Raw genomic sequence first — 24,461 nt, forward strand, 5'->3', positions numbered from 1 at the left:
ATGGATTCGTCCGCAGTTGAGCGCGTCATGGTCTGGATCGCTGGCGCCTATCCCGACGGCGTTCCGAAGGCCGATCGGGCCGGACTGGTCGGAGTGCTGCGCAACATGCTGGACGGCGAGGAACTCGCCGAGGTCGCACGTGGCTGGAACCTCCACGTCGATGAGGCCGCATCCAAGAGCGAGGTAGCCCGGGTCGGCGGCGTGCTTGTGGCGGGCGGTTGGCCGCTGGCTGCGCCCGCGCGCAGCACCGAGATGGTCGTGAGCGAAGGCGTCGTGATGCGCGCGCTGGGCGGCGTGGTCAACTGGCTCAAGGCGGGCTATCCCGAGGGCGTGCCCGACCAGGACTTCATCCCGTTGGTCGCGATCTTGGAACGTCGGCTGACCAAGGCCGAGATGAAGGCCGTACGCAAGGACCTCCAGGCGGCGGGTGTGCTCAAGCCGGCCCAGGAAGACATCGCCGACGCCATCGAGTCGGTCATCAACGAGTCCGCAACGCCTCAAGAGATCGCGCGGGTGACCGCGCATCTGCGCAAGAAGGGCTGGCCGGTCGAACTCGGCGGCGACTAGACCGCCCGCCCGAAGTGCTTGACCAACCGCGCTGACCCCTCCATGCTCAGCGATGGCGCACGTTGCGAAATGAGCATTGAGTTGCGTCATTTGCAACAGGAGGTACGGACGCCTTGGCCGAGTTGTTCATCGACGGACGGTGGGTGTCGGCACGCGCTGGCGCGAAGCGTGAGATTCGGTGCCCGGCCGACAACTCGCTGGTAGCCGAGATCGACGAGGCCGGCCCAGAGGACACCGAGGCGGCCATCGCGGCCGCACGCGCTGCCTTCGACCTGAATGTGTGGAGTCGTACGCCCGTCGCCGAACGGGGGGCTTTCTTGCTCCGCGTCGCTGATCTGCTGCAACGCGACAGGGCCGAGATGGCGCGGATGGAGTCGCTCGACACCGGCAAGCGCCTCGTCGAGAGCGAGTACGACATCGACGACGTGACGTCAGTCTTTCGCCACTACGGCGCACTCGCGATCGAGGAGCAGTCAGACTCGTCCGGTCACGAGGCGGCGCGAACCGTCGACGTGGGGCGAGACGGCGTACACAGCATGGTGGTCCACGAACCGGTGGGCGTCTGTTCACTGATCACCCCGTGGAACTATCCGTTGCTGCAGGTGTCCTGGAAGGTCGCGCCCTGCCTGATGGCAGGCAACACCTTCGTCCTCAAGCCCTCGGAGTTGACCCCGCACACGGCGATCCACCTGATGCGCCTCCTGGACGAGGCGGGTCTGCCCAAGGGCGTGGGCAACCTCGTCCTGGGCGCGGGCGCAACAGCCGGAGCGCCGCTGTCCACCGACCCGCGCGTCGACCTCGTGTCGTTCACGGGCGGTCTCTCGACCGGCAAGGCGCTGATGCGCAACGCGGCCGACACGGTCAAGCGCATCGCGCTCGAACTAGGCGGCAAGAACCCGAACATCGTCTTCGCTGACGTCACCGGAACCGATCTTTGGGAGGCCGCGCTCGACAACGCCCTCACCGCCGTCTTCTTGCACTCCGGGCAGGTCTGCAGCGCAGGCGCTCGGCTCCTGGTCGAGGAATCCATCCACGACGAGTTCGTGGACGAGTTGGTCAACCGCGCCGGGAAGATCCGCCTCGGCGGGCCGTTCGACGACGACGCCCAGACCGGTGCCCTGGTCTCGGCCGATCACCTGGCCAAGGTGGAGGCGTACGTCGCGGCGGCTCGCGCCGAGGGGGCGGTGGTGCGTACGGGTGGCTCCCGGGTCACCGACGGCGCCTTGGCCCACGGCTACTTCTTCGCTCCCACCGTGCTCGACGAATGCTCGACCGAGATGACCTGCGTTCAGGACGAGTCCTTCGGCCCGGTCCTGACGGTCGAGACGTTCACCGACGAGGCCGACGCGATCCGCCTCGCTAATGACTCCATCTATGGCCTGGCCGGGGCGGTGTGGACCAACGAGGGAGCCACAGCGGACCGGGTCGCTGCTGCCCTGCGGATGGGTACGGTCTGGATCAACGACTTCCACCCCTACGTCGCCCAGGCCGAGTGGGGTGGCTACAAACAGTCCGGCATCGGCCGCGAACTCGGCGCCCACGGCCTCGCCGAGTACCGAGAGACCAAGCACATCTGGCGCAACACCGCGCCCGCACGATCGGAGTGGTGGGACTGATGGCTGGGCGAGAGACCTTCGACTTCATCGTCGTCGGTGGTGGTTCGGCGGGCAGCGCACTGGGTGCCCGGCTGAGCGAGGACGCCTCGAATGATGTGCTGGTCCTCGAAGCGGGCCGCAGCGACTTCCGCATCGACCCGCTCGTACATATGCCGGCCGCACTGCCTTTCGGCATCGGCAACCCGATGTACGACTGGCGCTATGAGACCGATCCGGAGCCCGAGATGGGCGGCCGCCGGATCTATCACGCGCGCGGCAAGGTGCTGGGTGGGTCCTCAAGCATCAACGGAATGATCTTCCAGCGGGGCAACCCGATGGACTACGACCGCTGGGCGGCCGACCCCGGGATGGAGAGTTGGGACTACCTGCACTGCCTTCCCTATTTCAAGAAGATGGAGGCGCTGCACCTGGCCGACGGCAGCAACGGCGGCAACGCCTGGCGCGGCGGCGACGGCCCGTTGTGGCTGGAACGTGGCAGGGCGGCCAACCCGCTCTTCGAGGCGTTCTTCACCGCCGCCGAGCAGGCCGGCTTCCCGCGTACGTCCGACGTGAACGGCTATCGCCAGGAAGGCTTCGGCCCCTTCGATCGCAACATCCGCGACTCACGGCGCTGGTCGGCGGCGCGGGCGTACCTGCACCCGGCGATGCGGCGGCCTAACCTGACCGTACGCACCCTCGCGCATGCCACCCGAGTCCTGTTCCGTGGCACCAAGGCGATCGGCGTCGAATACCGGCGCGGCGGGCGGACGTACCGCGCGTACGCCGACGACATCATCCTCAGCGGCGGCGCGATCAATACGCCCCAACTGCTGCAACTCTCCGGCGTCGGCAACCGAGAGCACCTCGAACCGCTCGGCGTCGAGATGGTGCACCACCTGCCGGGGGTGGGGGAGAACCTCCAGGACCACCTCGAGGTCTATATCCAGTACGCCGCCAAGCAGCCGGTTTCGATCGCGCCCGGGCTGAGGTGGCATCGACGCCCGAAGACGGCCGTGGACTGGCTGTTCTTCAAGAAGGGCCTCGGCGCGACCAACCACTTCGAGGGCGGCGGTTTCGCGCGCAGCAACGACGACGTGTCGTGGCCCAACCTGATGTTCCACTTCCTGCCGATCGCGATCCGCTATGACGGCACCCAGCCCAAGGGGCTGCCGGTCGGCGGGCACGGCTATCAGGTGCACATCGGCCCGATGTATGCCGACACCCGCGGCCATGTGCGGATCAAGAGCACCAATCCGTACGAGAAGCCGTCGATGCTGTTCAACTATCTGTCGACTCCGACGGACCGCAAGGAATGGGTCGAGGCGATCCGCACGGCCCGGTTGATCCTCAACCAGCCCGCGATGGCGCCGTTCAACGGCGGCGAGATCTCGCCCGGCCCGAGCGTGGAGACCGACGAAGAGATCCTCGACTGGGTGCGCGAGGATGCCGAGACGGCACTGCATCCCAGTTGCACCGCGAAGATGGGTGTGGGCGACGACGCAGTCACCGATCCGACGTCGCTCAATGTGTACGGCGTGGAGGGGCTGCGAGTCGTCGACGCGAGCGTCTTCCCCTATGTCACGAACGGCAATATCTATGCCCCGGTGATGATGGTCGCGGAGAAGGCGGCGGACCTGATTCTTGGAAATACCCCACTTCCGGCCGATTCCGTGCCTTACTACAGGCACGGCTCCGGGATGCCGTTGGAGCCGCAGGAGGCCACGTCATGACCGAGGCAGCGCTGTCCGTCAGCAACCTGTGGAAGATATTCGGCGCGAAGGCCGACAAGATCATCGGGACATCCGACGCCGACCTGTCCCGCGCGGACCTGAAGGCGAAGACCGGCTGTGTGGTCGGCGTCAAGGATGTGTCCTTCGACGTCGCGCCGGGCGAGGTGTTCGTCGTGATGGGGCTCTCTGGCTCCGGCAAGTCGACGCTCGTACGCCTGCTCACCCGCCTGATTGAGCCGACCGCTGGGTCGGTAATGCTCAACGGCCAAGACGTCACCACGGCCAGCGAGCGAGATCTTCGCGAGTTGCGTCGCAAGCACGTGTCCATGGTGTTCCAGCATTTCGGTCTGCTGCCCCACAAGCAGGTCATCGACAACGTGGCGTACGGCCTGGAGGTGCGCGGCGTGCCGAAGGCCGAGCGCAGGGCCAAGGCGGCCGAGGTCGTCGATCTGGTCGGGCTGAGCGGCTATGAGAAGTCCTATCCCGACCAACTCTCCGGAGGCATGCAGCAGCGCGTCGGACTCGCGCGAGCCCTGGCGGGTGATCCCGACATGTTGCTCTTCGACGAGCCGTTCTCGGCACTGGACCCGCTGATCCGACGCGACATGCAGAACGAAGTCATCCGGCTCCACAAGGAACTGGGCAAGACGATGGTCTTCATCACCCACGACCTCGCCGAGGCGCTGAAACTGGGTGACCGCATCCTCATCATGCGCGACGGCGAGATCGTCCAGGTCGGCACGGGTGACGAGATCGTGGCCCAACCCGCCGACGACTACGTACGCGAGTTCGTCTCAGACGTGCCCAAGTCGCACGTCTTGACGCTCAAGTGGGTGATGCGTCCGCCCGTCGGTGACGAAGGAGTGGGGTCGACGACGCTGCACCAGGATGTGATCGTACGAGAGGCTGCGCGCGCTGTCCTGGACGCGCAAGGTCCTGTGCGAGTGGTCGACGACCACGACAAGTTCGTGGGCGTGGTCGACGACGAGGACATCCTGCGCGTGGTGGTGGCAGAGGACCGTACGCCTTCCGATGTCGCGGAGTCCTGATGGCCACCGCGACTCTCAGCCCCGAACGCAAGCCGGTCGAACCCGGCGCTCCTGAGCCAGAGCCGACCGAGAAGCGCGTGTCGCGCTGGGTGTGGGCGGCTCTGGTGATCGCAGTGTGGCTGGTGGTCTGGTTCTTCACCAAGGGTCGCGACACGCTGGCGATCGCCGGCACCGAGATGACGCCGCTGCATCGCGACCTGTCCGGGCTGCGCGACGACGTGCTGGGGGCGCGCAGCACCAACCCGATCATGCAGTTCACCTATGGTCTGGGAAAGTTCTTCAACGAGATCGTGAAGTGGCTGCAAGAACTGATCTCCGTCCCGGCGTTTCCGCGGCCCGTACCTCAGATCGGCTGGCTGGGAGTGACGGCGATCGCCACCGTGCTGGCGCAGATCTTCGCCGGGTGGAGGCCGGCCGTGCTCGTCCTGGGCACCTTCTTGTCCTTCGGTCTCTTCGGGTATTGGTCCGACAGCATGGACCTGTTGATCATCACCGGGATGGCCGTCACGATCTGCTTCGCGCTCGGTCTGCCGATCGGCATCCTGATGGCCCGCAACCGCCTCGTACATTCGGCGATCACCAGCCTGCTCGACGTGATGCAGACCTTCCCGACCTTCGTCTACCTCGCACCGTTCGCGTTGTTCTTCGGCATCGGCGCGTCGTCAGCGGTGATGTTGACCCTGGTCTATGCGATGCCACCGATCATCAGGATCACCGCCCACGGCATCCTGGAGGTGTCGCCGCAAGTCCTGGAAGCCACCGACTCGGCCGGTCAGACCTCATGGCAGCGCCTGGTCAAGGTCGAACTCCCGATGGCGCGGCGCACCATCGTGGTGGGTCTGAACCAGACCACCCTGGCCGCGCTGTCGATGGCGACACTCGCCGCCTTCGTGGATGGCCCCGGGCTCGGCCAGCCCGTGCTGGACGCCCTGAAGATCCTCGACGTCGGTGGTGGCTTCGTGCCGGGTGCGCTGATCGTGGCGATGGCGATCATGCTCGACCGCGTCACGACGGCGGCCAGCGAGCGCGGCGAGGTGATCGCTCGCGGTGGCGGGGGAGACGTACGCACTCGTCGCCTTCTCGCAGGCGTCGGGGCCGTTATCGCCTTGGTCTGCGTCTATCTCTCGCGCACTTATCCCGCACTCGCGACCTTCCCCGACACTCCTTGGAAGCAGCGCTTGGCCGATGTGGTGAACTCGATCTTCGACTGGATCACCGGCAACCTCGACGGCGTCACGGAAGGCTTCAAGAACCTCGTCACCGACGTCCTGCTGAACCCGCTCCAGTCGTTCCTGGCCGACTCCCCGTGGTGGTTGGCGGGCATCGGGATCAGCGCGCTGGCATTCGTGTTCGGAGGCGTACGCGCGCTCATCCCGGCGCTGGTGTGTCTGACCGGCATCTACTTCACCGACCTGTGGAACGTCACCATGGAGACACTGACGATGTGTCTGGTCGGTGTGTTGCTGGTGATGGCACTCGCGATCGTGCTGGGTGTCGCGATGGGCCGCAGTCGGCGTACGGACCTGATCATCCGGCCGCTGCTCGACGCGGGGCAGACCATCCCGCCCTTCGTGTACCTGATCCCGGTGCTGGGTCTGTTCGGCGTTGGCCGGTTCGCCGCGATCCTCGCGGCCGTCGTCTATGCGGCGCCGGTGGCGATCAAATTGGTCGCCGACGGAGTGAAGGGCATCCCACAGCCCACCATCGAAGCCGCGAGGTCGGTCGGCAGCACGACCTGGCAGGAGATCGGCAAGGTGCAGTTGCCGATGGCCAAGTCGTCGCTGGTGCTGGCCACCAACCAGGGCCTGCTGTATGTCTTGTCGATGGTCGTGATCGGTGGACTGGTCGGAGCCCAGGCGCTGGGGTACGACGTCGTACACGGGTTTGCTCGCTCCGAGTACTGGGGTCGTGGCGCTGCCGCCGGCATCGCGATCGCCCTGCTCGGCATCATGATCGACCGCATCGCGCGCGCTGCGGCGGACCGTTCCGGCCGCAAGGCCTGAGCACCAACGACCCAGCTCGGGTCGGTCACCACTCAAGGAGGAAGCAAGTGAGAAGAAGTCTGGCAAGAAGCACAGGCCTCGCCTCCGTAGCCATCGGTGCCGTTCTGGTGCTCGCAGGCTGCGGTGGGGGCACGATCGACGAGCAGACCAAGGCCAACGAGTCGAAGGCCTCCACCGCCGGGGGCGAGTGCGGCGACCTCAACATGGCGGTCAACCCGTGGGTCGGCTACGAGGCCGACGCGTACGTCGTGGGCTACATCGCGGAGACCGAGTTGGGCTGCAACGTCACCTACAAGGACCTCAAGGAGGACGTCTCCTGGCAGGGCTTCGGCACCGGCGAGGTCGATGTGGTGATCGAGGACTGGGGCCACCCCGATCTGGAAAAGAAGTTCTTCGCCGATTCTGGTGACGGTTCCGCCGAGGACTTCGGTCCGACCGGCAACGTCGGCATCATCGGCTGGTACGTCCCGCCGTGGTTGGCCAAGGAGCACCCGGACATCCTGGACTACAACAACCTCAACAAGTACGCCAAGGACTTCGCCACCTCGGAGTCGGGTGGCAAGGGTCAGTTCCTGGGTGCCGATCCGTCGTACGTGCAGTTCGACGAGGCCATCGTGAGCAACCTGGGGCTCGACTTCAAGGTCGTCTTCTCCGGCTCCGAGGCAGCCTCGATCCAGGCGTTCCAGAAGGCTGAGAAGAACAAGGAGTTCCTGATCGGGTACTTCTACGAGCCGCAGTGGTTGTTCGCCGATATCCCCCTGGAGAAGGTTGCGCTGCCGCCGTACGAGGAGGGCTGCCAGGACGACCCGGCCAAGGTCGCGTGTGACTACCCCGAGACCGAGCTCAAGAAGATCGTGTCCACCGAGTGGGCCGACTCGGACTCGACGGCGGTCGACCTGGTGAAGAACTTCACCTGGACCAATGACGACCAGAACCTGGTCTCGAAGTACATCTCCGAAGAGAAGATGGACCCCAAGGACGCCGCGAAGAAGTGGGTCGAGGAGAACCAGGACAAGGTGGACGCCTGGCTCGGCAAGTGAGCTCGAGTCCGCTAACTCGGCGGCGTGGTTTCGAGACGCGCCTGCGGCGCTCCTCCACCACCGGTAGGACGTGGTGGTTTCGAGACGCGCCTGCGGCGCTCCTCAACCACCGGTGTTCGCATCCCCGGTGGTTGAGGAGGCCGCGCAGCGGCCGTCTCGAAACCACACCGAGTTGTCGCCGTGAGACCGAAGGCGGTTGACAAAGCATGTGACCTGCGCCACCTTGTTGCGAACTGTGCATGAAGTTGCGGTGAACGCAACACACTCACGGGCGCATACACACCAGGCATTCTCAGGAGCTGGCATGGCAGAACCGACCACACCCGCGCAGCACGGGCGACCGCACGCTCGCAAAGACCTCCCTCTCGACACCGTCACCTTCGGCATCGCGGCCACGCTCGTCGCCGCTTTCCTGCTCTGGGGCGCCCTCAGCCCGAGTTCGATGTCGGACAAGACCGGCACCTGGCTCACCTGGCTGACCACCAACTTCGGTTGGCTGTTCGTGCTCACCAGCGCGTTCTTCGTACTCTTCTCGGGCTATCTCGCGATCAGCCGCTACGGCAACATCAAGCTCGGCCCCGACGATTCTCAACCCGAGTTCTCCACCTTCTCGTGGGTCTCGATGATGTTCGCCACCGGCATGGGCATCGGCCTGATCTTCTGGGGTGTCGCCGAGCCGTTGACCCACCTGAACACCCCGCCGTTGGGCATCGGCAAGGGCGGCACCGGTGCCGCTGCCCAGAAGTCGATGGAATACACCTACTTCCACTGGGGCTTCCACCCCTGGGCGATGTACGCCGTGATCGGCTTGTCGATCGGCTACTTCGCCTATCGCAAGGGCTACGGCAACCTGATCAGCGGGGCGTTCCGGCCGCTGCTCGGCGACAAGGCATCCGAAGGCCCGGGCAAGGCGATCGACGTGATCGCGATCTTCGCGACGCTCTTCGGCTCCGCCACCTCGCTGGGCCTCGGCGCGCTGCAGATCACCGGTGGTCTGGACAACGTGGGCATCGGCAGCGGCAAGAGCGTCACCTTGGCGGTGATCGTGATCGCCATCTTGACCGCGTGCTTCGTGGTCTCAGCCGTGACCGGCATCGACAAGGGCGTGCAGTTCCTCTCCAACGCCAACGCGGTCGCCGCTGTGGTCTTGGTCTTCTTCCTTTTCGTCGTCGGTCCGACCGTCTTCATCATGAGCACGTTCACCGAGTCGCTGGGTGGCTACCTGACTCATCTGCCCACGATGAGTTTCCGTACGGGTGCCTTCTCGGCCGACGAACAGGCCTGGATCAGCGGCTGGACCGTCTTCTACTGGGCCTGGTGGATCTCGTGGACCCCCTTCGTCGGCATGTTCATCGCCCGCATCTCCAAGGGGCGCACGATCCGCCAGTTCGTGATTTACGTGATCCTGGTCCCGAGCCTGGTCTCGTTCGTCTGGTTCGCGATCCTCGGTGGCGCCGCGATGGACCTGCAACTGCACCAAGGCAAGGACATGGCCGCCGAGCTGGCCAAGGGCACGGAGAGCGTGCTGTTCGAAACGCTGCGCGACTATCCGCTCAGTGCCGTCACGGTGGTGTTGGCGATCTTCTTGATCGCGATCTTCTTCATTACCGGCGCCGACTCGGCCTCGATCGTGATGGGCATGCTCAGTCAGAACGGTCAGGAGGAACCCAAGCGCTGGCTGATCATCTTCTGGGGTGTCGCCCAGGGTGCGGTCGCTGCCGTGCTGTTGTGGTCGGGAGGCGATGACCTCAAACTCGGCCTGAGCGCCCTGCAGACGTTGATCATCATCGTGGCCGGGCCGTTCATGCTGATCATCATCGCGATGTGCTTCTCCCTGCTGAAGGCACTGCGAGAGGAGCCGTACGAGTCGACGCTGCCCAGCCGCGTACGTCGGGCCGTGCTGCACGCGCAGCGGATGGATCTGGAGGAGCAGAACCTGGTCGCGCTCGCGGCACTCGGTCACGAGCACCCGTCGATCGACGAGGCTGACAAGGAGCCCGAGCAGCAGTAGGGTCCACCACCTCGTACGCCTGTGACGCGCTCTGCTTGACAGTGGGGCGCGTCACAGGCACATTTGGAGACTGTTCCCTATCGCGCATCAGGTTGCGTCATGCGCAACTCTTTGGAAGGCGTCTCCCATGGCTGAAGTTCCCTCGTCCGCGAAGTGCGTCGTCATCGGTGCCGGCATCGTCGGCAACGGTCTGGTCTGGCATCTGGCCAACCTGGGCTGGCGCGACATCGTCCAACTCGACAAGGGCGCGCTGCCCAACCCGGGCGGCTCCACCGGCCACGCGTCGAACTTCATCTTCCCGGTCGACCACAGCCGCGAGATGACCGACCTGACGTTCGACTCGGTGCGCCAATACACCGAGATGGACGTCTTCACCCAGTCCGGCGGCATCGAGGTCGCCCGCTCCGAGGAGCGGATGGAGGAGCTGCGTCGCCGGATGTCCAGCGCCAAGGCGTGGGGCATCGATGCTCGGATGGTGACTCCCGACGAGGTCGAGGAGATGGTGCCGTTCTTGGAGAAGGACGTCATCCTGGGCGGCTTCTACACCCCCAGCGTCGGCGTCGTCGACTCGCTGCGCGCAGGCACGATCATGCGCGAGAAGGCGATGGAGCTCGGCGCCCTGACCGTCGTACCCAATGTGGAGGTCGTCGGTCTCGACACCGAGGAGAGCACCCACGGGCGCCGCAAGATCACCCGCGTACGCACCGACAAGGGCGACATCGAGGCGGAGTACGTCGTGATCGCCTGCGGTGTGTGGAGCCCGAAGATCGGCGACATGGCGGGCATCAAGATCCCGCTCACCCCGGCCGTACACCAGATGATCTCGGTCGGCCCCTGCCCGCAACTGGCGGACAAGGAGGGTGAGATCAGTTTCCCGATCGTGCGCGACATGGACACCTTCTGTTATGAGCGCCAGCACGGCGCCGACATGGAGGTCGGGTCGTACGCCCACCGCCCGATCCTGATGGAGCCCGAGGACATCCCCTCGATCGAGCAGTCCAAGCTGTCGCCGACCGAGTTGCCGTTCACCGAGGAGGACTTCGACCAGCAGTTGGAGGAGGCCTTCGAGCTGATGCCGGACCTGCTGGGTGCCGAGGGTGCCGAGATCCGCTATGCGATCAACGGCCTGCTCTCGCTGACCGTCGACGGCATGCCGATCCTGGGTGAATCCGACGTCGAGAAGCTCTGGGTCGCAGCCGCAGTCTGGATCAAGGAAGGCCCCGGCACCGCGCGCGCCGTCGCCGAGTGGATGGTCAACGGCCACCCCGAGATCGACGTCAGCGCCAGCGACATCGCCCGCTTCCACAGCCACCAGGGCGACCGTGAGCACGTGCGGGAGCGTACGTCCGAGGCGTTCAACAAGACGTACGGCATCGTCCACCCGTCCGAGCAGTACGAGTCGCGCCGCGGCATCCGCAAGTCGCCGATGTACGACGTCCAGGCCGCCGATGGTGCGGTCTTCTTCGAGACCGTCGGCTGGGAGCGGCCGTTCTGGTACGAGTCCAACGCCGGCCTCGTCGAGACGTACGGCGATGCCGTGATGCCGCGCGAGCACGAGTGGGACTCGCGCTGGTGGAGCCCGATCATCAACGCCGAGCACCTCGCGATGCGCGAGCACGCCGGTGTGGTCGACCTGTCGGCGTTCCACATCTTCGACATCACCGGCCCGGGCGCGCTGGCCAGCGTGCAGCAGACCTGTGTCGCGCAGTGCGACGTCGCGGTCGGCAAGGTGATCTACACCCCGGTGCTTGACTCCAAGGGCGGCTTCATCTCCGACCTCACGGTGATGCGGCTCGGCGACGAGCACTTCCGCGTCGTCACCGGCGGCGCGCACGGCATGGTGGACGTCAAGTGGTTCCGCGACCACCTGGCCGACGGTGCCACGCTCGAGGACCTCACCAACGACTACTCGACCATCGGCATCTGGGGTCCCAAGGCCCGCGAGATCCTCGCCTCACTCACCAGCGACGACGTCTCCGGTGAGGGCTTCGGAATGCTGTCGTGCCGTGAGATCTCGGTCGAGGGTGTCGGTGCACCGGTGCTCGCGTCGCGGATCTCGTACGTCGGCGAACTCGGCTGGGAGCTCTATGTGCCGATGGCCAACGCGGTGGAATTGTGGAACGCGTTGCTCGGCGCCGGCCGTCCGGTGGGTGCGGTGCCGGTGGGCATCGGCGTCTACGGCACGACCGGTCGCATCGAGAAGGGCTACCGCGCGTTCGGCGCCGAACTCGACGGAGAGCGTTCGATCGTCGAGGCGGGCATGCAGCGTCCGAAGGTCAAGGCGGCCGACTTCGTGGGCCGCGAGGCGTACCTCGCCCAGCGCGACGCCGAACCCAAGACGATCCTGTGCACGCTGACCGTCGACGACCACACCTCGGCCAGCGGCGTGAAGCGCTACATGCTGGGTGGGGAACCGATCGTGACGCGCGACGGCGCGATCCTGACCGACGGTCACGGCAAGCACCCGTACGTCACGTCCGCCGGCTCCGCGCCGTCGTTGGGCAAGCACGTGCTGATGGCGTACCTGCCCGTCGACCAGGCCACGCTCGGCAACGAGCTCGCGGTCTCCTATATGGAGGAGCTCTATCCCGTGACGGTCGGCTCGGTGGACGCTACGTCGCTCTTCGACCCGGCCAACGAGCGGATGCGGTGATGTCGCCGGTGGTGGAGGTGCGAGCGAAGCGAGCCTCGAAACCAAGGCAGGTGTCAGCATGACCAACGTCCTGGTCTGCATCAAGCGAGTCCCTGACGTCAGCAGCGAAGTGGTGTTGACCGACGACGCCCAGGCGGTCGACGGTCGGCACTCCGGCTGGACCGTGAGTCCGCACGAGAACTGTGCGATCGAGTTGGCGATCCAGATCGCGTCCGACGGGGGTGGGACTGCGACCGTCCTGACCCTGGGGCCCGAAGAGGCAGCCGACCAGTTGCGGTCCTCGCTGGCTCTGGGTGTTCAGGCGGCAGTGCACATCGTGGCCGAGTCGTCGGCCTACGGTCCGGGCGACGTGGCCCGCGAAGTGGCAGCCGTCGTACGCGAGCACGAGGCGGCCGGGACGTCGTACGACCTGATCTTGCTTGGCAACGACGCAGCCGACAGCGGCGACTTCCAGGTGGGCGTACGTCTGGCCACGATGCTTGAGCGTCCGGTCGTCGGCGGGGTCAACCTGGTGTCGGTCGAGGACGGCGTCGCCGTGGCGCTCGGTGAGGCGGCCGAGGGGCGCGAGACCTATCGGGTGCCGCTGCCGGCCGTGGTGGCCGTGATGGAGGGCGGGGTCGACCCGCGCTATCCGACGGTTTCGGGTCGGATCAAGGCCAAGAAGATCGCGATCGAGGAGCGCCAGCCGTCGGCTGCACCAGCAGGTGCCGTACGCACGCGGATCACGCTGCCGCCTCCGACACCCTCCTCGGTGGAGATGCTCGGAGAAGGGGTCGCCGCGGTCGGCGCATTGAAGGACGTGCTCGTGAAGCTGGGGGTGGCGCGATGATCATCGTGCTGGTCGAGATCGAGCAGGGCGCGCCGGCCGAGGTGTCCCTGGAGACTGTGGCGTTCGCGCGCTCGCTGAGCGAGGCCGGCGGGGGAGTGCCGATCGACGCCGTCGTCGTCGGTGACCTCGGTGACAGCGCGAGCGCGCTGGCGGCGTACGGCGTACGGCGGGTTTATCAGGCTGTGGGTGACGACTTCGGTTCGTTCGGTGGTGGTGCCTGGGCCTCGGCCCTGCTCGCTGCGCGTGAAGCTGCCGGCGCGGTGGTCGTCACCGCAGCGGGCACCAACCGTGGCAACGAAGCACTTGCGCACGTAGCGGCCCGGCTGGACGCGCCGATGGCGGCCAACGTGATCGCGTTCGCCTCCTTGGCGCCCTTCACCGTGACCCGCCAGGTCGTCGGGGGAGCGGCGTGGGAGGAACTCGTCCTCGGGATGCGCCCGGCGATCTTCTCGGTCGCGGGTCACGCGGTGGCGGCAGAGCCTGCGGCTACTCCAGGTGCGGCCGAGGTGGTCGCCCTGAACGTCGTCTTGACCGAGCAGGACCGCGTCTCGCGGGTCGCCTCGGTCGAGCAGGCGTCGGGCGGGGACTCCTCGGGTCTGAAGGACGCGAAGTTCGTGGTCGGTGCCGGCCGCGGCGCGGGCGGGCCCAACGGGTTCGACGCCGTGGACGCGGTAGCCGCGAAACTCGGCGGCGTCGTGGGCGTCTCGCGTGTCGTGACGTCGTTGGGCTGGCGCCCCCACCACGAGCAGGTCGGCCAGACCGGCACCCGGATCGCTCCGGACGTCTATCTGGCGTGCGGCATCAGCGGCGCCATCCAGCACTGGGCCGGCTGCGCCTCCTCCAAGACGATCATCGCGGTCAACACCGACGCCGAGGCGCCGATGGTGACCAAGGCCGACTATGCCCTGATCGGGGATATGCACGAGGTGCTTCCCGCGCTGCTTGAGCAACTCTGAGCGCACCACCCCACACACGCAAAGAACTGCGGCCGCGGGGGGCTCGTCCTTGCGACGGACCGGCCCCGCGGCCGCAGTTCTTCGGAATTCTGGGGAGGGATCAGGCCTTGCGGCCGCCGCCGAGCAGCCCACCCAGCAGGTCGCCGAAGATCGAACCCATCGCGCTGCCCGCTGACGACTGCGATGACCCGCCGGCACCCTGAGCGGCACCGGCCAGGATCGTGGAGAGGATCGCGCCGAGAGCACCCGCGCCAGCACCCTTGCTCGCCAACTGCTTGGCCAGATAGGACAGCACAATCGGAGCCAGGATCGGGATCAGCTTCTTGATCAGCGTCGAGGAGGCCCCGGTGGCACCGAGTTGGTTGATCACCTGCTCCTCGTTGTTGCCGAAGATGTGGCGGCTGATCGCCTCGCCGTCCGCGGTGTCCACCTGGTCGATATCGACCGGCGGGTCGGCCAGATCGTTGTTGTGGGCGTCGAGTGCCGACGCGAGTGACTGGGCGCCACCGGCATCTTGAGCGTTGGCCTCCAGGCCGCCGAACAGGGTGGGCAGCGCGATGTTGACGGCCGCCTGCACCGCGGCCGGGTCTTCGCCCAGTCGGGCGGCGATCTGGTCGATGGGCAGGTTGGCGGCGAGTTCTTCGTACGAAGTCATGAGGGCAACCTATCTTCCCGGCGGAATGCGCGCATTAGTGCCCGGTCGGCGCGAATCACGCGCGCATTTGTGCCCGGTCGGCGCGAATCACGCGCGCATTTGTGCCCGGTCGGCGCAGCGTCGGCGTGGCGTCCCCCAGCCGCGCCCTCGCTCTTCTTACCCTCGACGCACGGGGTCAGCGACCTCGCGCTCGACCCTTCCCCACACACGACGTGCCACGTGACGACGCGGCACCGGCAGCGAGGCGTACGCATGGCAACCAAGCTTCATCGGCCGCGACATGGCGGTGGATCTCGGGACCGCCAACACGCTGGTGTACGTGCGGGGTCGCGGTGTGCTGCTCGACGAGCCGAGCGTGGTCGCGCTCAACTCGCGTACGGCCGAGATCGTCGCAGTGGGCCACGAGGCCAAGCGGATGATCGGACGCGCACCCGAGGCGATCACCCCGATCCGGCCGATGAAAGACGGCGTCATCGCCGACTTCGAGGCCACCGAGCAGATGCTGCGCTTCTTCATCCACCAGGTGCACCGTCGCCGCTACTTCGCCAAGCCGCGGATGGTGATCTGCGTTCCCAGCGGGATTACCGCGGTAGAGCAACGCGCGGTCAAGGAGGCCGGCTACCAGGCCGGTGCGCGCAAGGTCTACATCGTCGAAGAGCCGATGGCCGCCGCGATCGGTGCCGGGCTCCCGGTGCACCAAGCGACCGGCAACATGATCGTCGACGTCGGTGGCGGCACCACCGAAGTCGCCGTGATCTCGTTGGGCGGCATCGTGACCAGCCTGTCCATCCGCACCGCGGGCGACGACCTCGACGCCGCGATCGTCAACTGGATGAAGAAGGAATACAGCCTGCTGCTGGGCGAACGTACGGCCGAAGAGGTCAAGATGACCCTCGGTTCTGCATTCCCGCTGCCGGACGAGCCGGAGGCCGAGATCCGTGGCCGCGACATGGTCTCCGGCCTGCCGCGCACTGCCGTGGTGTCCAGCGCCGAGATCCGCCAGGCGCTCGACGAACCGCTGCACGCGATCGTGGATGCCGTACGCGCCACCCTCGACCAGACCCCACCCGAACTCGCCGGCGACATCATGGACCGCGGCATCGTGCTGACCGGCGGAGGCGCACTCCTGCGCGGCCTCGACGAGCGGCTGCGCCACGAGACCGGCATGCCGGTGCACATCGCCGAAGACCCGCTGTCGAGCGTCGCCTTCGGTGCGGGCAAGTGTGTCGAGGAGTTCGAGGCGCTGCAGCAGGTGCTCGTGACCGAGTCTCGGAGATTCTGATGAGCCTGATGGAGCGCCCCACGATCGGGTCCTTCGAGCCCGTACGCGGGGTCGACGCGCCGCTCGACGACGCGGTGGCCCGAGAGATTCCCGAGCGGCGCTGGCGCGGAGGCGGCGGCTCGTCTCGGCTGCGGCAGCCCGATCGGCGCAGTGTCCGGTCCCTGCTGATCGCGCTGGTCCTGGCCTGCGCGACGCTGATGACGCTGGACCACCAGGCCGACACGGTGCTGGAGCCCGTACGCGAAGGTCTCGGCAGCGTCTTGGGGCCGGTCGAGGACGCCGCGGCCGACGCGATCGCCCCCGTCGCGGCGGTGCCGCAATGGTTCCGCACCCAGCGCGACCTGCGCGCCGAGGTGGCGGACCTGCGCGCCGACAACGCCGACCTCAAGCGGCAACTCGCCACGAACGCATTCGACCGCGGTCGCCTCAGTGAGTACGACAAACTCACGGCCTCGGCCAAGGATCTGGGGGTCGCGATGGTGCCGGCTCGCGTCATCGCCAGGGGGCCGGCGCAGAGCTTCTCGCGCACCGTGACGATCGACGCCGGGTCCTCGTCGGGGTTGCGCGCCGATCTCACGGTCGTCAACGGCGACGGCCTGGTCGGCCGGGTGCTGCGTACGACCAAAACCACGGCCACCGTGCTGTTGATCCTGGACGGCAACTCGGTCGTAGGCGCCCGGATAGGCGACGGGCTTGAGGCCGGCTACCTGCGTGGGCGCGGCGTGATCGGCAACGACGGTCGCCTCGACCTCGAACTCGTCGACGGGACCGTGATCCCCGCGAAGGGCGACCCGGTCGTCACGTGGGGCAGCCGCGATGGCGCGCCCTACGTCGGCGGCATCCCGGTCGGCGCGGTCACCCAGGTCTTCGCCAACCTTCGTGACCAGACCCAGCGCGCCGTGATCGAGCCGTACGTCGACTTCAGTGCTCTGGACCGCGTCGGTGTGATCGTGCCGTCCGGCACGACGAGCGATCGCGCGGTCATCGAGGCAGACGGGAGCCTGCAGTGACCTGGCTGCGTACGCTCGTGGCCGGTGCCGTGCTCACGGTCGCCCTCGTCCTCCAGGTCAGCGTCTTCTCCGCCTTCGCCTGGCAAGGCATCACGCCCAACCTGTGCCTTCTGGTCGTAGTAGCCGCCGCCCTCACCCGAGGGCCCCAGTTCGCGATGGTGCTCGGGTTCGTCGCCGGAGTCCTGCTCGACCTCGCCCCACCGGCCGATCACACGGCGGGGCGGTGGGCGCTTGCGCTGGTCCTCGTCGGGTTCATCGCAGGACGGGTCCGCCAGGACCTCCAGCCGACGACCTGGGCGGTGGTCGGCACCGTGGCTGCGTGCAGTTTCGTCGGTACGTCGGTCTTCGCGCTCACCGGCCTGGCGCTGGGTGAGGTGCACGCGGGTATGGGCGAGATGCTGCAGGTCATCGGGGTCTCGGTGCTCTGGGACGTGCTGCTGACACCGGTGATCGTGCCGCTCGTGGTGCGCCTGTTCGAACGTCTCACGCCCGGCCGGGTCCTCGCCTGATGGCCGCCGGCGCCACCACCCGATCGCACCGCAGCAGGCTTCGCCTCGTGGTGCTCCAGGTGCTGGTCTTCTCGCTGTTCGCCACGCTGTTCACCCGGCTCTACTACCTCCAGGTCGTCAGCGGCGACAGCTATCAGGCCAAGGCGGCCTCGCAATCCGTACGCGAGATCGTGCAGCAGCCGCCCCGAGGCTTGATCGTCGACGCGCAGGGGCGGCCACTCGTGGCCAACCGCAGCGCCTGGTCGATCGCGATCGACCGCACCATGCTCGACAAACTGGCCGCCGATGATCGGGGGCGGCTGGTCGCTCGGGTGGCGCAGACCATCGGGGTCAAACGCCAGATCGTGGAGGATCGTCTGGTCAGTTGCGGTGCCGCCGACGCCAAGGCAGACGTGTGTTGGAACGGCTCGCCCTTCCAGCCGGTGCCGGTCGCCGACGACGTACGTTCGGAGGTCGCGCTGCGGATCATGGAGCAGCCCGAGGACTTCCCGGCGGTGATCGCCAGCCAGCAGAGCCTGCGGTCCTACCCGCGCCCGTTCGGGGTCAACCTGGCGCACGCCTTGGGTTACCTCAGCCCGGTCACCGAGGACGAGTTCGACCTCGCGCAGAAGCATCATGACGACTCGATCAACGGTGCCTCTGTGGTCGGTCGCGCCGGCGTCGAGAAGTCGTACGACCGGTTCTTGCGCGGCGTCCCGGGCTATGAGCGCGTCGTGGTCGACTCGATGGGCCGGGTGATGGGTGCCGACTCGACCACGTCCGCGGCGCCCGGAGACACCCTGGTGACCTCTCTGGATGCCAAGGTCCAAGGTGTGGTGGAGAAGCAACTCGCGGAGATGATCAGGCTCGCGCGACTGGAGACCGACAAGGTGACTGGTCGCAAGTTCGCTGCCGACGCCGGCTCCGCGATCGTGATGGAGGCCCGCACCGGGCGCATCGTGGCCATGGCCAGCCAGCCGACGTACGACCCGAGCACGTGGGTGGGCGGCATCTCCGAACGCGAACTGCAGCGGCTCTACTCCAAGCAGGCCAACTATCCGTTGCTCTCGCGCGTGACTCAGGGACAGTACGCGCCGGGTTCGACCTGGAAGCCGATCATGTCCGCCGGTGCGCTGACCCACGGGTACTCGACCGACACCCGCCTGGGCTGCCCCTCCTCACTGCGGATCGGCAACAGAGTCTTCAAGAACTTCGAGTCCACGTCGGCGGCGTCAATCTCGTTCGCGCAGGCGCTGGAGATGTCGTGCAACACGTTCTTTTATCAGGTGGGCTACCACTATTGGCAGAAGTACGGCAGCAAGGTCGATGACGTGCGCGCCAGCGACCCGCTGGTCGCCGAGGCCAAGAAGTTCGGCTTCGGTCGCGCGACCGGCATCGACATCCCCGGGGAGGCGTCGGGTCGGATCGCGGACCGCAAGTGGAAGCGGGCCTACTGGCAGAGCCAGAAGGACTACTACTGCGAACTCTCCAAGAACCCCGAGCCTGACACCACGGCGTACATGAAGCTCTTTGCTCGCGAGTTCTGCGCCGAGGGGTACGCCTACCGTGCCGGAGACGCCGCCAACTTCGCGATCGGGCAGGGCGACACCATGGTCACCCCCCTGCAGATGGCCACGGCGTACGCCGCGATCGCCAACGGCGGAACCCTCTATGCCCCACGCATCGGCAAGGCGATCGTCGACCCGCAGGGGCGCGTGGTGAAGCAGATCAAGCCCAAGGTGGCCAGTCGCGTCGGCGTACCCAAACGGATCCTCGACTACATCGACTCGGCGATGCAGGACGTGTCGCGCACCGGCACGATGTCGTGGCGGCTGGTGGACTTCCCGCTCGACCAGGTCACGATCCGCTCGAAGACGGGCACGGCCGAGGTCTATGGCAAGCAGACCACCGGGTGGGTCGGTTCCTACACCAAGGACTACGTCGTGGTGATGAACATCAGCCAGGGCGGCACCGGGTCCGGGTCGACCGGTCCGGCGATCCGCGCGATCTATGAAGCGCTCTATGGCGTCGAGGGGACGAACGTAAACCCGAAGCGCGAGGCGATCCCAGGTCTGATCGCCCCTGACACGCTGCCCACGTTCCGCCGCGACGGGTCGATCCTGCCTCCGGCTCCGACCGAGGCAGGAGGCGCGTGATGAGCGTCCGTACGGCAGCCCCTCGCCAAAATGCTGCGGCGACGCGGGTGCCGCTCCCTGCGAGAGGGATCGACTGGATCCTGATGGCCGCGGTGTCTGCGCTGATCGTGATCGGCGTCCTCCTGGTGTGGTCAGCCACCAGCGCCCGAGACACTCTCACCGGTGGCGACGACACGGCCTATCTGCGCAAGGAGATCGTCAACGTCGTCATCGGCGTCGGCCTGATGGCGGCGGTGTTGATGGTCAACCACCGTTGGGTACGCCTGCTCGCGCCGGTGATCTACGTGGGTTCGTTGATCGGTCTGGTGTTGGTGCTCGTGATGGGCTCGACGATCAACGGATCGAAGTCGTGGATCACGTTGGCCGGCATGTCGATCCAGCCTTCGGAGTTCGCCAAACTCGCAGTGGTGGTGGGGATGGCTCTCCTCGTCGCCGAACGGGCCGACTGGTCGCGCCGGGGGGTCGGGCTGATCGAGGTCGTCGGCATGCTCGCGATCGCGGGCGTCCCGGCCGTACTCATCTTGGCGCAGCCCGACCTCGGCACCATGCTGGTGCTGACCGCGACCGTGTTCGGTGTCTTGGCCTCGGCCGGGACGCCCCGACGCTGGCTGGCGCTGCTCGCCGCCGGCGGGGTGACGGGCGCGGTCGCGGCAGTGGCGATGGGGGTGCTCAAGCCCTATCAGGTCGACCGCTTCATGGCGTTCACCAATCCTGCTCTCGACCCCCGAGGTGCGGGTTATAACGTCGAGCAGGCGCGGATCGCGATCGGCAACGGCGGGCTCTTCGGCCAAGGCCTCTTCGACGGGTCTCAGACCCGTTCGGGTTTCGTGCCCGAGCAGCACACCGACTTCATCTTCACCGTGGCCGGTGAGGAACTCGGCCTGCTGGGTGCAGGTGCGGTGATCGGGCTGCTGGCCCTCGTGATCTGGCGCGCGCTGGCGATCGCGTGGGCAACGCCGGACATGTTCGGCCGGGTCGCGGCAGCAGGGATCGCGTGTTGGTTCGGCTTCCAGGCGTTCCAGAACATCGGGATGTGCCTGGGCATCATGCCGGTGACCGGCGTACCCCTGCCGTTCGTGTCGTACGGCGGCTCGTCACTGTTCGCCTCGATGCTGGCCGTCGGCCTGCTGCAGAACATCCACCTCGGCACCTCCCGCCGCTGACCGGGCGCAAGTGCACGCGTAAATCCCGCCCACCGGGCACAAGTGCACGCTCAGAACCCGCCGACCGGGCACAAGTGCACGCGCGCCCGGCTACGGCTGGGCGCTCATGAAGAGGTACGCCGCCAACAGCACCAGATGTACGCCACCTTGCAGCCGGGTGGCCCGCCCAGGCATGACGGTCAGCACCGACACGATCACCGACACCACCAGCAACACGATGTGCAGGTCGTCCAGCCCCAGATGCAGTGGACCTTCGAGCCAGATGCCCGCGATCGCGATGGTGGGGATGGTGAGACCGATGGAGGCCATCGCGGAGCCGTACGCCAGGTTGAGGCTGACCTGCACCCGCTCGCGTGCTGCCGCGCGAGCGGCAGCGATGGTCTCGGGCAAGAGCACCAGCAGCGCGATGATCACACCGACGACTGACGGCGGTAGCCCGAGCGCGGCGACGCCCTCCTTGATCGCCGGGGACTCGATCTTGGCCAGGCCCACCACGCCCACGAGTGCGACGCACAGCATTCCCAGCGATATCCAGGCCGTACGCGCGCTGGGCGGGTCGGCGTGTGAGTCGCCGTCCTCGTCCTGGAACCCCGGGCCGTCCTCGACGGGCAGGAAGAAGTCACGATGGCGCCGGGTCTGGGTGGAGACGAACATCAGGTAGAGCGCCAGCGATGCCACGGCCGCGAAACCCAACTGGGAGTCGGTGAACTCCGGGCCGGGTTCGCTGGTGGTGAAGCGCGGCAGCACCAGACACAGCGTCGCCAGGGTCGTCACCGTCGCGAGGGCCGCGCCCGTGCCCTCGGCGTTGAAGAGAGTGATGTCGCGTTTGACCGCTCCGACCAGCAACGAGATGCCGACGATGCCGTTCATCGTGATCATGGCGGCCGCGAAGACGGTGTCCCGGGCCAAGGTCGTGGACTCGTCGCCACCGGAGATCATCAGTGTCACGATCAGGGCGACCTCGATCACCGTGACGGCGACGGCCAGGACGAGAGAACCAAAAGGCTCGCCCACGCGATGCGCGACCACCTCGGCATGATGCACCGCCGCTAGCACGGCGCCCGCGAGGACGAGTCCGACCAGCGCCACCACGACGCCGGACAGGTCACGGCCCCAGGTCAGTGCGAGCACCACCAGGGCCAGGGGTGGCGCGATCATCGGGCCGAAAGAGGTCAGGCGCGCCAGCATGGGGAGAAACTTAACGGGTTGCGGGTGTCGCAGAGAGTTGAGACCGCGTACGAACTCGTGACCCCGCCTCGGGCGGCCGTACAGTGGCTCCTTGCCCCGCACCCGAGCATGAGGTGAGCACGCGTGACCCGCACGACCACCACACCAGAGTCCGTCTTCTCGCGCCTCGAGCCGCGTCTGGCCGAGGTCTCCAAGCCCATCCAGTACGTCGGGGGGGAACTCAACTCGACTGTGAAGGACTGGGACAGCGTCGAGGTTCATTGGGCGCTGATGTATCCCGATGCGTACGAGATCGGGCTGCCCAACCAGGGAGTCCAGATCCTCTATGAGGTGCTCAACGAGCGCGACTGGATCTTGGCCGAGCGCACCTATTCGGTCTGGAGTGATCTGGAGAAGGTGATGCGCGAGGAGGGGATTCCGCAGTTCACCGTCGACGCACACCGTCCCGTCGGCGCGTTCGACCTCTTCGGCATCTCGTTCTCCACCGAGCTCGGTTACACCAACATGCTCAACGCGTTGAGCCTGGCCGGGATCGCGCTGCATGCCGTCGACCGCACCGAAGACGACCCGATCGTGATCGCAGGCGGGCACGCGGCCTTCAACCCCGAGCCGATCTCGGACTTCATCGACGCCGCGGTGCTCGGTGACGGCGAGGAGGTAGTGCTGGCGATCTCGCAGGTCGTACGCGAGGCCAAGGCCGAGGGAGCCGACCGCGACGAGATCCTGCGACGCCTGGCCATGAGCGGCAACATCTACGTGCCGAAGTTCTACGACGTCCGCTATGCCGACGACGGTCAGATCGAGGCCGTCGTTCCCAACCGCCCCGCCATCCCGCACCGCGTACGCAAGCACACGCTGATGGATCTGGACCAGTGGCCCTACCCGGCCAAGCCGCTGGTGCCACTGGCCGAGACGGTGCACGAACGGTTCAGCGTGGAGATCTTCCGAGGCTGTACGCGCGGCTGCCGCTTCTGCCAAGCCGGCATGATCACCCGTCCCGTACGCGAGCGGTCGATCCGCACCATCGGTGACATGGTCGAGAACGGCATCCGGAAGTCTGGTTTCGAGGAGGTCGGGCTGCTGTCGTTGTCCAGCGCCGACCACACCGAGATCGGGGACCTCGCGACCGACCTGGCCGACCGCTATGAGGGGCAGAACGTCTCGCTCAGTCTGCCCAGCACCCGTGTCGACGCCTTCAACATCACGCTCGCCAACGAGTTCTCTCGCAACGGTCGCCGCTCCGGGCTGACCTTCGCGCCCGAAGGCGGCAGCGAGCGGATGCGCAAGGTGATCAACAAGATGGTCACCGAGGAAGACCTGATCCGTACGGTCGCGACCGCCTACTCGCACGGCTGGCGCCAGGTGAAGCTCTACTTCATGTGCGGTCTGCCCACCGAGACCGACGAGGACGTGCTCGCGATCGCCGACCTGGCCAAGGCCGTGATCGCCAAGGGGCGCGAGGTCAGCGGACGCAACGACATCCGGTGCACGGTCTCGATCGGCGGGTTCGTACCCAAAGCGCACACCCCCTTCCAGTGGGCCGCGCAACTCGACCACGAGACCACTGACGAGCGGCTGCGGAAACTCAGGGACGTGGTCCGCAGCGATCGCCGTTATGGCCGCGCCATCGGCTTCCGCTATCACGACGGCAAGCCCGGGATCATCGAGGGGCTGCTCTCACGCGGTGACCGCCGGGTCGGTCGCATCATCGAGGAGGTCTGGCGAGACGGTGGTCGTTTCGACGGCTGGTCGGAACATTTCTCGTACGACCGGTGGGTCGCGTGCGCGGAAAGGGCCCTGCAAGGTACGGGCGTGGACCTCGACTGGTTCACCACGCGCGAACGGTCCTACGACGAGATCCTGCCGTGGGACCACCTCGACTCCGGCCTGGACAAGGACTGGCTGTGGGGTGACTGGGAGGACGCTCTCGCGGCGGCCGACGGTGAGGACATCGAGATCGAGGACTGCCGCTGGACGCCCTGTTATGACTGCGGCGTCTGTCCCGAGATGGGCACCGAGATCCAGGTCGGCCCCACCGGGCAGCGACTGTTGCCACTGTCTGTGGTGTGACGCGTGCGGCGCAGGC

18 protein-coding genes are annotated in these 24,461 nt (G+C 66.9%); 16 read left to right on the top strand and 2 right to left on the bottom strand.

What is annotated here, in order from left to right; genetic code table 11:
- The 10 genes from V9G04_03990 to V9G04_04035 all read left to right on the top strand — a co-directional run bounded on the left by V9G04_03990 (nt 1) and on the right by V9G04_04035 (nt 14,433).
- Nucleotides 1-567, top strand: coding sequence for a DUF3349 domain-containing protein (locus V9G04_03990; protein MEI2712462.1), 567 nt, complete (start codon nt 1-3; stop codon nt 565-567).
- A 113-nt stretch (nt 568-680) separates the two neighbouring features.
- Nucleotides 681-2,183, top strand: a complete 1,503-nt coding sequence (locus V9G04_03995; protein ID MEI2712463.1) for an aldehyde dehydrogenase family protein — start codon at nt 681-683, stop codon at nt 2,181-2,183.
- Nucleotides 2,183-3,892, top strand: a complete 1,710-nt coding sequence (gene betA / locus V9G04_04000; protein ID MEI2712464.1) for a choline dehydrogenase — start codon at nt 2,183-2,185, stop codon at nt 3,890-3,892. The genes V9G04_03995 and betA overlap by 1 nt, the downstream gene beginning before the upstream one ends.
- The gene (locus V9G04_04005) at nt 3,889-4,941 is read left to right on the top strand and encodes a betaine/proline/choline family ABC transporter ATP-binding protein (GenBank protein ID MEI2712465.1); all 1,053 of its coding nucleotides are present in this window, start codon (nt 3,889-3,891) and stop codon (nt 4,939-4,941) included. The genes betA and V9G04_04005 overlap by 4 nt, the downstream gene beginning before the upstream one ends.
- Nucleotides 4,941-6,944, top strand: a complete 2,004-nt coding sequence (locus V9G04_04010) for an ABC transporter permease subunit (protein MEI2712466.1) — start codon at nt 4,941-4,943, stop codon at nt 6,942-6,944. The genes V9G04_04005 and V9G04_04010 overlap by 1 nt, the downstream gene beginning before the upstream one ends.
- Before the next feature lie 47 nt (nt 6,945-6,991).
- Nucleotides 6,992-7,984, top strand: a complete 993-nt coding sequence (locus V9G04_04015) for an ABC transporter substrate-binding protein (GenBank protein ID MEI2712467.1) — start codon at nt 6,992-6,994, stop codon at nt 7,982-7,984.
- Nucleotides 7,985-8,288: 304 nt separating this feature from the next.
- Complete coding sequence (locus V9G04_04020) at nt 8,289-9,995, top strand: BCCT family transporter (GenBank protein ID MEI2712468.1); 1,707 nt, start codon at nt 8,289-8,291, stop codon at nt 9,993-9,995.
- Between the two features lie 127 nt (nt 9,996-10,122).
- Nucleotides 10,123-12,648: an FAD-dependent oxidoreductase gene (locus V9G04_04025; protein MEI2712469.1), complete on the top strand. Its 2,526-nt coding sequence runs from the start codon at nt 10,123-10,125 to the stop codon at nt 12,646-12,648.
- 58 nt (nt 12,649-12,706) lie between these two features.
- Entirely contained in the window at nt 12,707-13,477 is a 771-nt protein-coding gene (locus tag V9G04_04030; GenBank protein MEI2712470.1) for a hypothetical protein, read from the top strand.
- Nucleotides 13,474-14,433, top strand: a complete 960-nt coding sequence (locus V9G04_04035) for an electron transfer flavoprotein subunit alpha/FixB family protein (protein MEI2712471.1) — start codon at nt 13,474-13,476, stop codon at nt 14,431-14,433. Before V9G04_04030 ends, V9G04_04035 begins: the two co-directional genes overlap by 4 nt.
- A 100-nt stretch (nt 14,434-14,533) precedes the next feature.
- Here the strand turns inward: V9G04_04035 and V9G04_04040 are convergent, their stop codons facing one another.
- Entirely contained in the window at nt 14,534-15,088 is a 555-nt protein-coding gene (locus tag V9G04_04040; GenBank protein MEI2712472.1) for a DUF937 domain-containing protein, read from the bottom strand.
- Between the two features lie 268 nt (nt 15,089-15,356).
- On the opposite strand from V9G04_04040, the gene V9G04_04045 reads away from it, so the two are divergent.
- Genes V9G04_04045 through rodA form a run of 5 tightly spaced genes read left to right on the top strand, consistent with a single transcriptional unit; the run spans nt 15,357 to nt 21,187 of the window.
- Nucleotides 15,357-16,370 (top strand): rod shape-determining protein, encoded by a 1,014-nt coding sequence (locus tag V9G04_04045; GenBank protein ID MEI2712473.1) that lies wholly within the window; start codon nt 15,357-15,359, stop codon nt 16,368-16,370.
- Nucleotides 16,370-17,380 (top strand): rod shape-determining protein MreC, encoded by a 1,011-nt coding sequence (gene mreC / locus V9G04_04050; protein MEI2712474.1) that lies wholly within the window; start codon nt 16,370-16,372, stop codon nt 17,378-17,380. The genes V9G04_04045 and mreC overlap by 1 nt, the downstream gene beginning before the upstream one ends.
- Entirely contained in the window at nt 17,377-17,889 is a 513-nt protein-coding gene (gene mreD / locus V9G04_04055) for a rod shape-determining protein MreD (GenBank protein MEI2712475.1), read from the top strand. The genes mreC and mreD overlap by 4 nt, the downstream gene beginning before the upstream one ends.
- A gap of 47 nt (nt 17,890-17,936) precedes the next feature.
- Nucleotides 17,937-20,024 carry a penicillin-binding protein 2 gene (mrdA, locus tag V9G04_04060; protein ID MEI2712476.1) on the top strand — a complete coding sequence of 696 codons (2,088 nt, stop codon included), beginning with the start codon at nt 17,937-17,939 and terminating at the stop codon, nt 20,022-20,024.
- On the top strand, nt 20,024-21,187 hold the full coding sequence (rodA, locus tag V9G04_04065) for a rod shape-determining protein RodA (protein ID MEI2712477.1): 1,164 nt from the start codon (nt 20,024-20,026) through the stop codon (nt 21,185-21,187). The genes mrdA and rodA overlap by 1 nt, the downstream gene beginning before the upstream one ends.
- Before the next feature lie 90 nt (nt 21,188-21,277).
- On the opposite strand, the gene V9G04_04070 is transcribed toward rodA, so the two are convergent.
- Complete coding sequence (locus V9G04_04070) at nt 21,278-22,375, bottom strand: ionic transporter y4hA (GenBank protein MEI2712478.1); 1,098 nt, start codon at nt 22,373-22,375, stop codon at nt 21,278-21,280.
- A gap of 123 nt (nt 22,376-22,498) precedes the next feature.
- Between V9G04_04070 and V9G04_04075 the strand changes: the two genes are divergently transcribed.
- Nucleotides 22,499-24,445: a TIGR03960 family B12-binding radical SAM protein gene (locus tag V9G04_04075; protein MEI2712479.1), complete on the top strand. Its 1,947-nt coding sequence runs from the start codon at nt 22,499-22,501 to the stop codon at nt 24,443-24,445.
- The last annotated feature ends 16 nt before the right edge of the window (nt 24,446-24,461 follow it).

The organism is Nocardioides sp. (assembly GCA_037045645.1).
In the GTDB taxonomy this organism is placed as follows: Bacteria; Actinomycetota; Actinomycetes; order Propionibacteriales; family Nocardioidaceae; genus Nocardioides.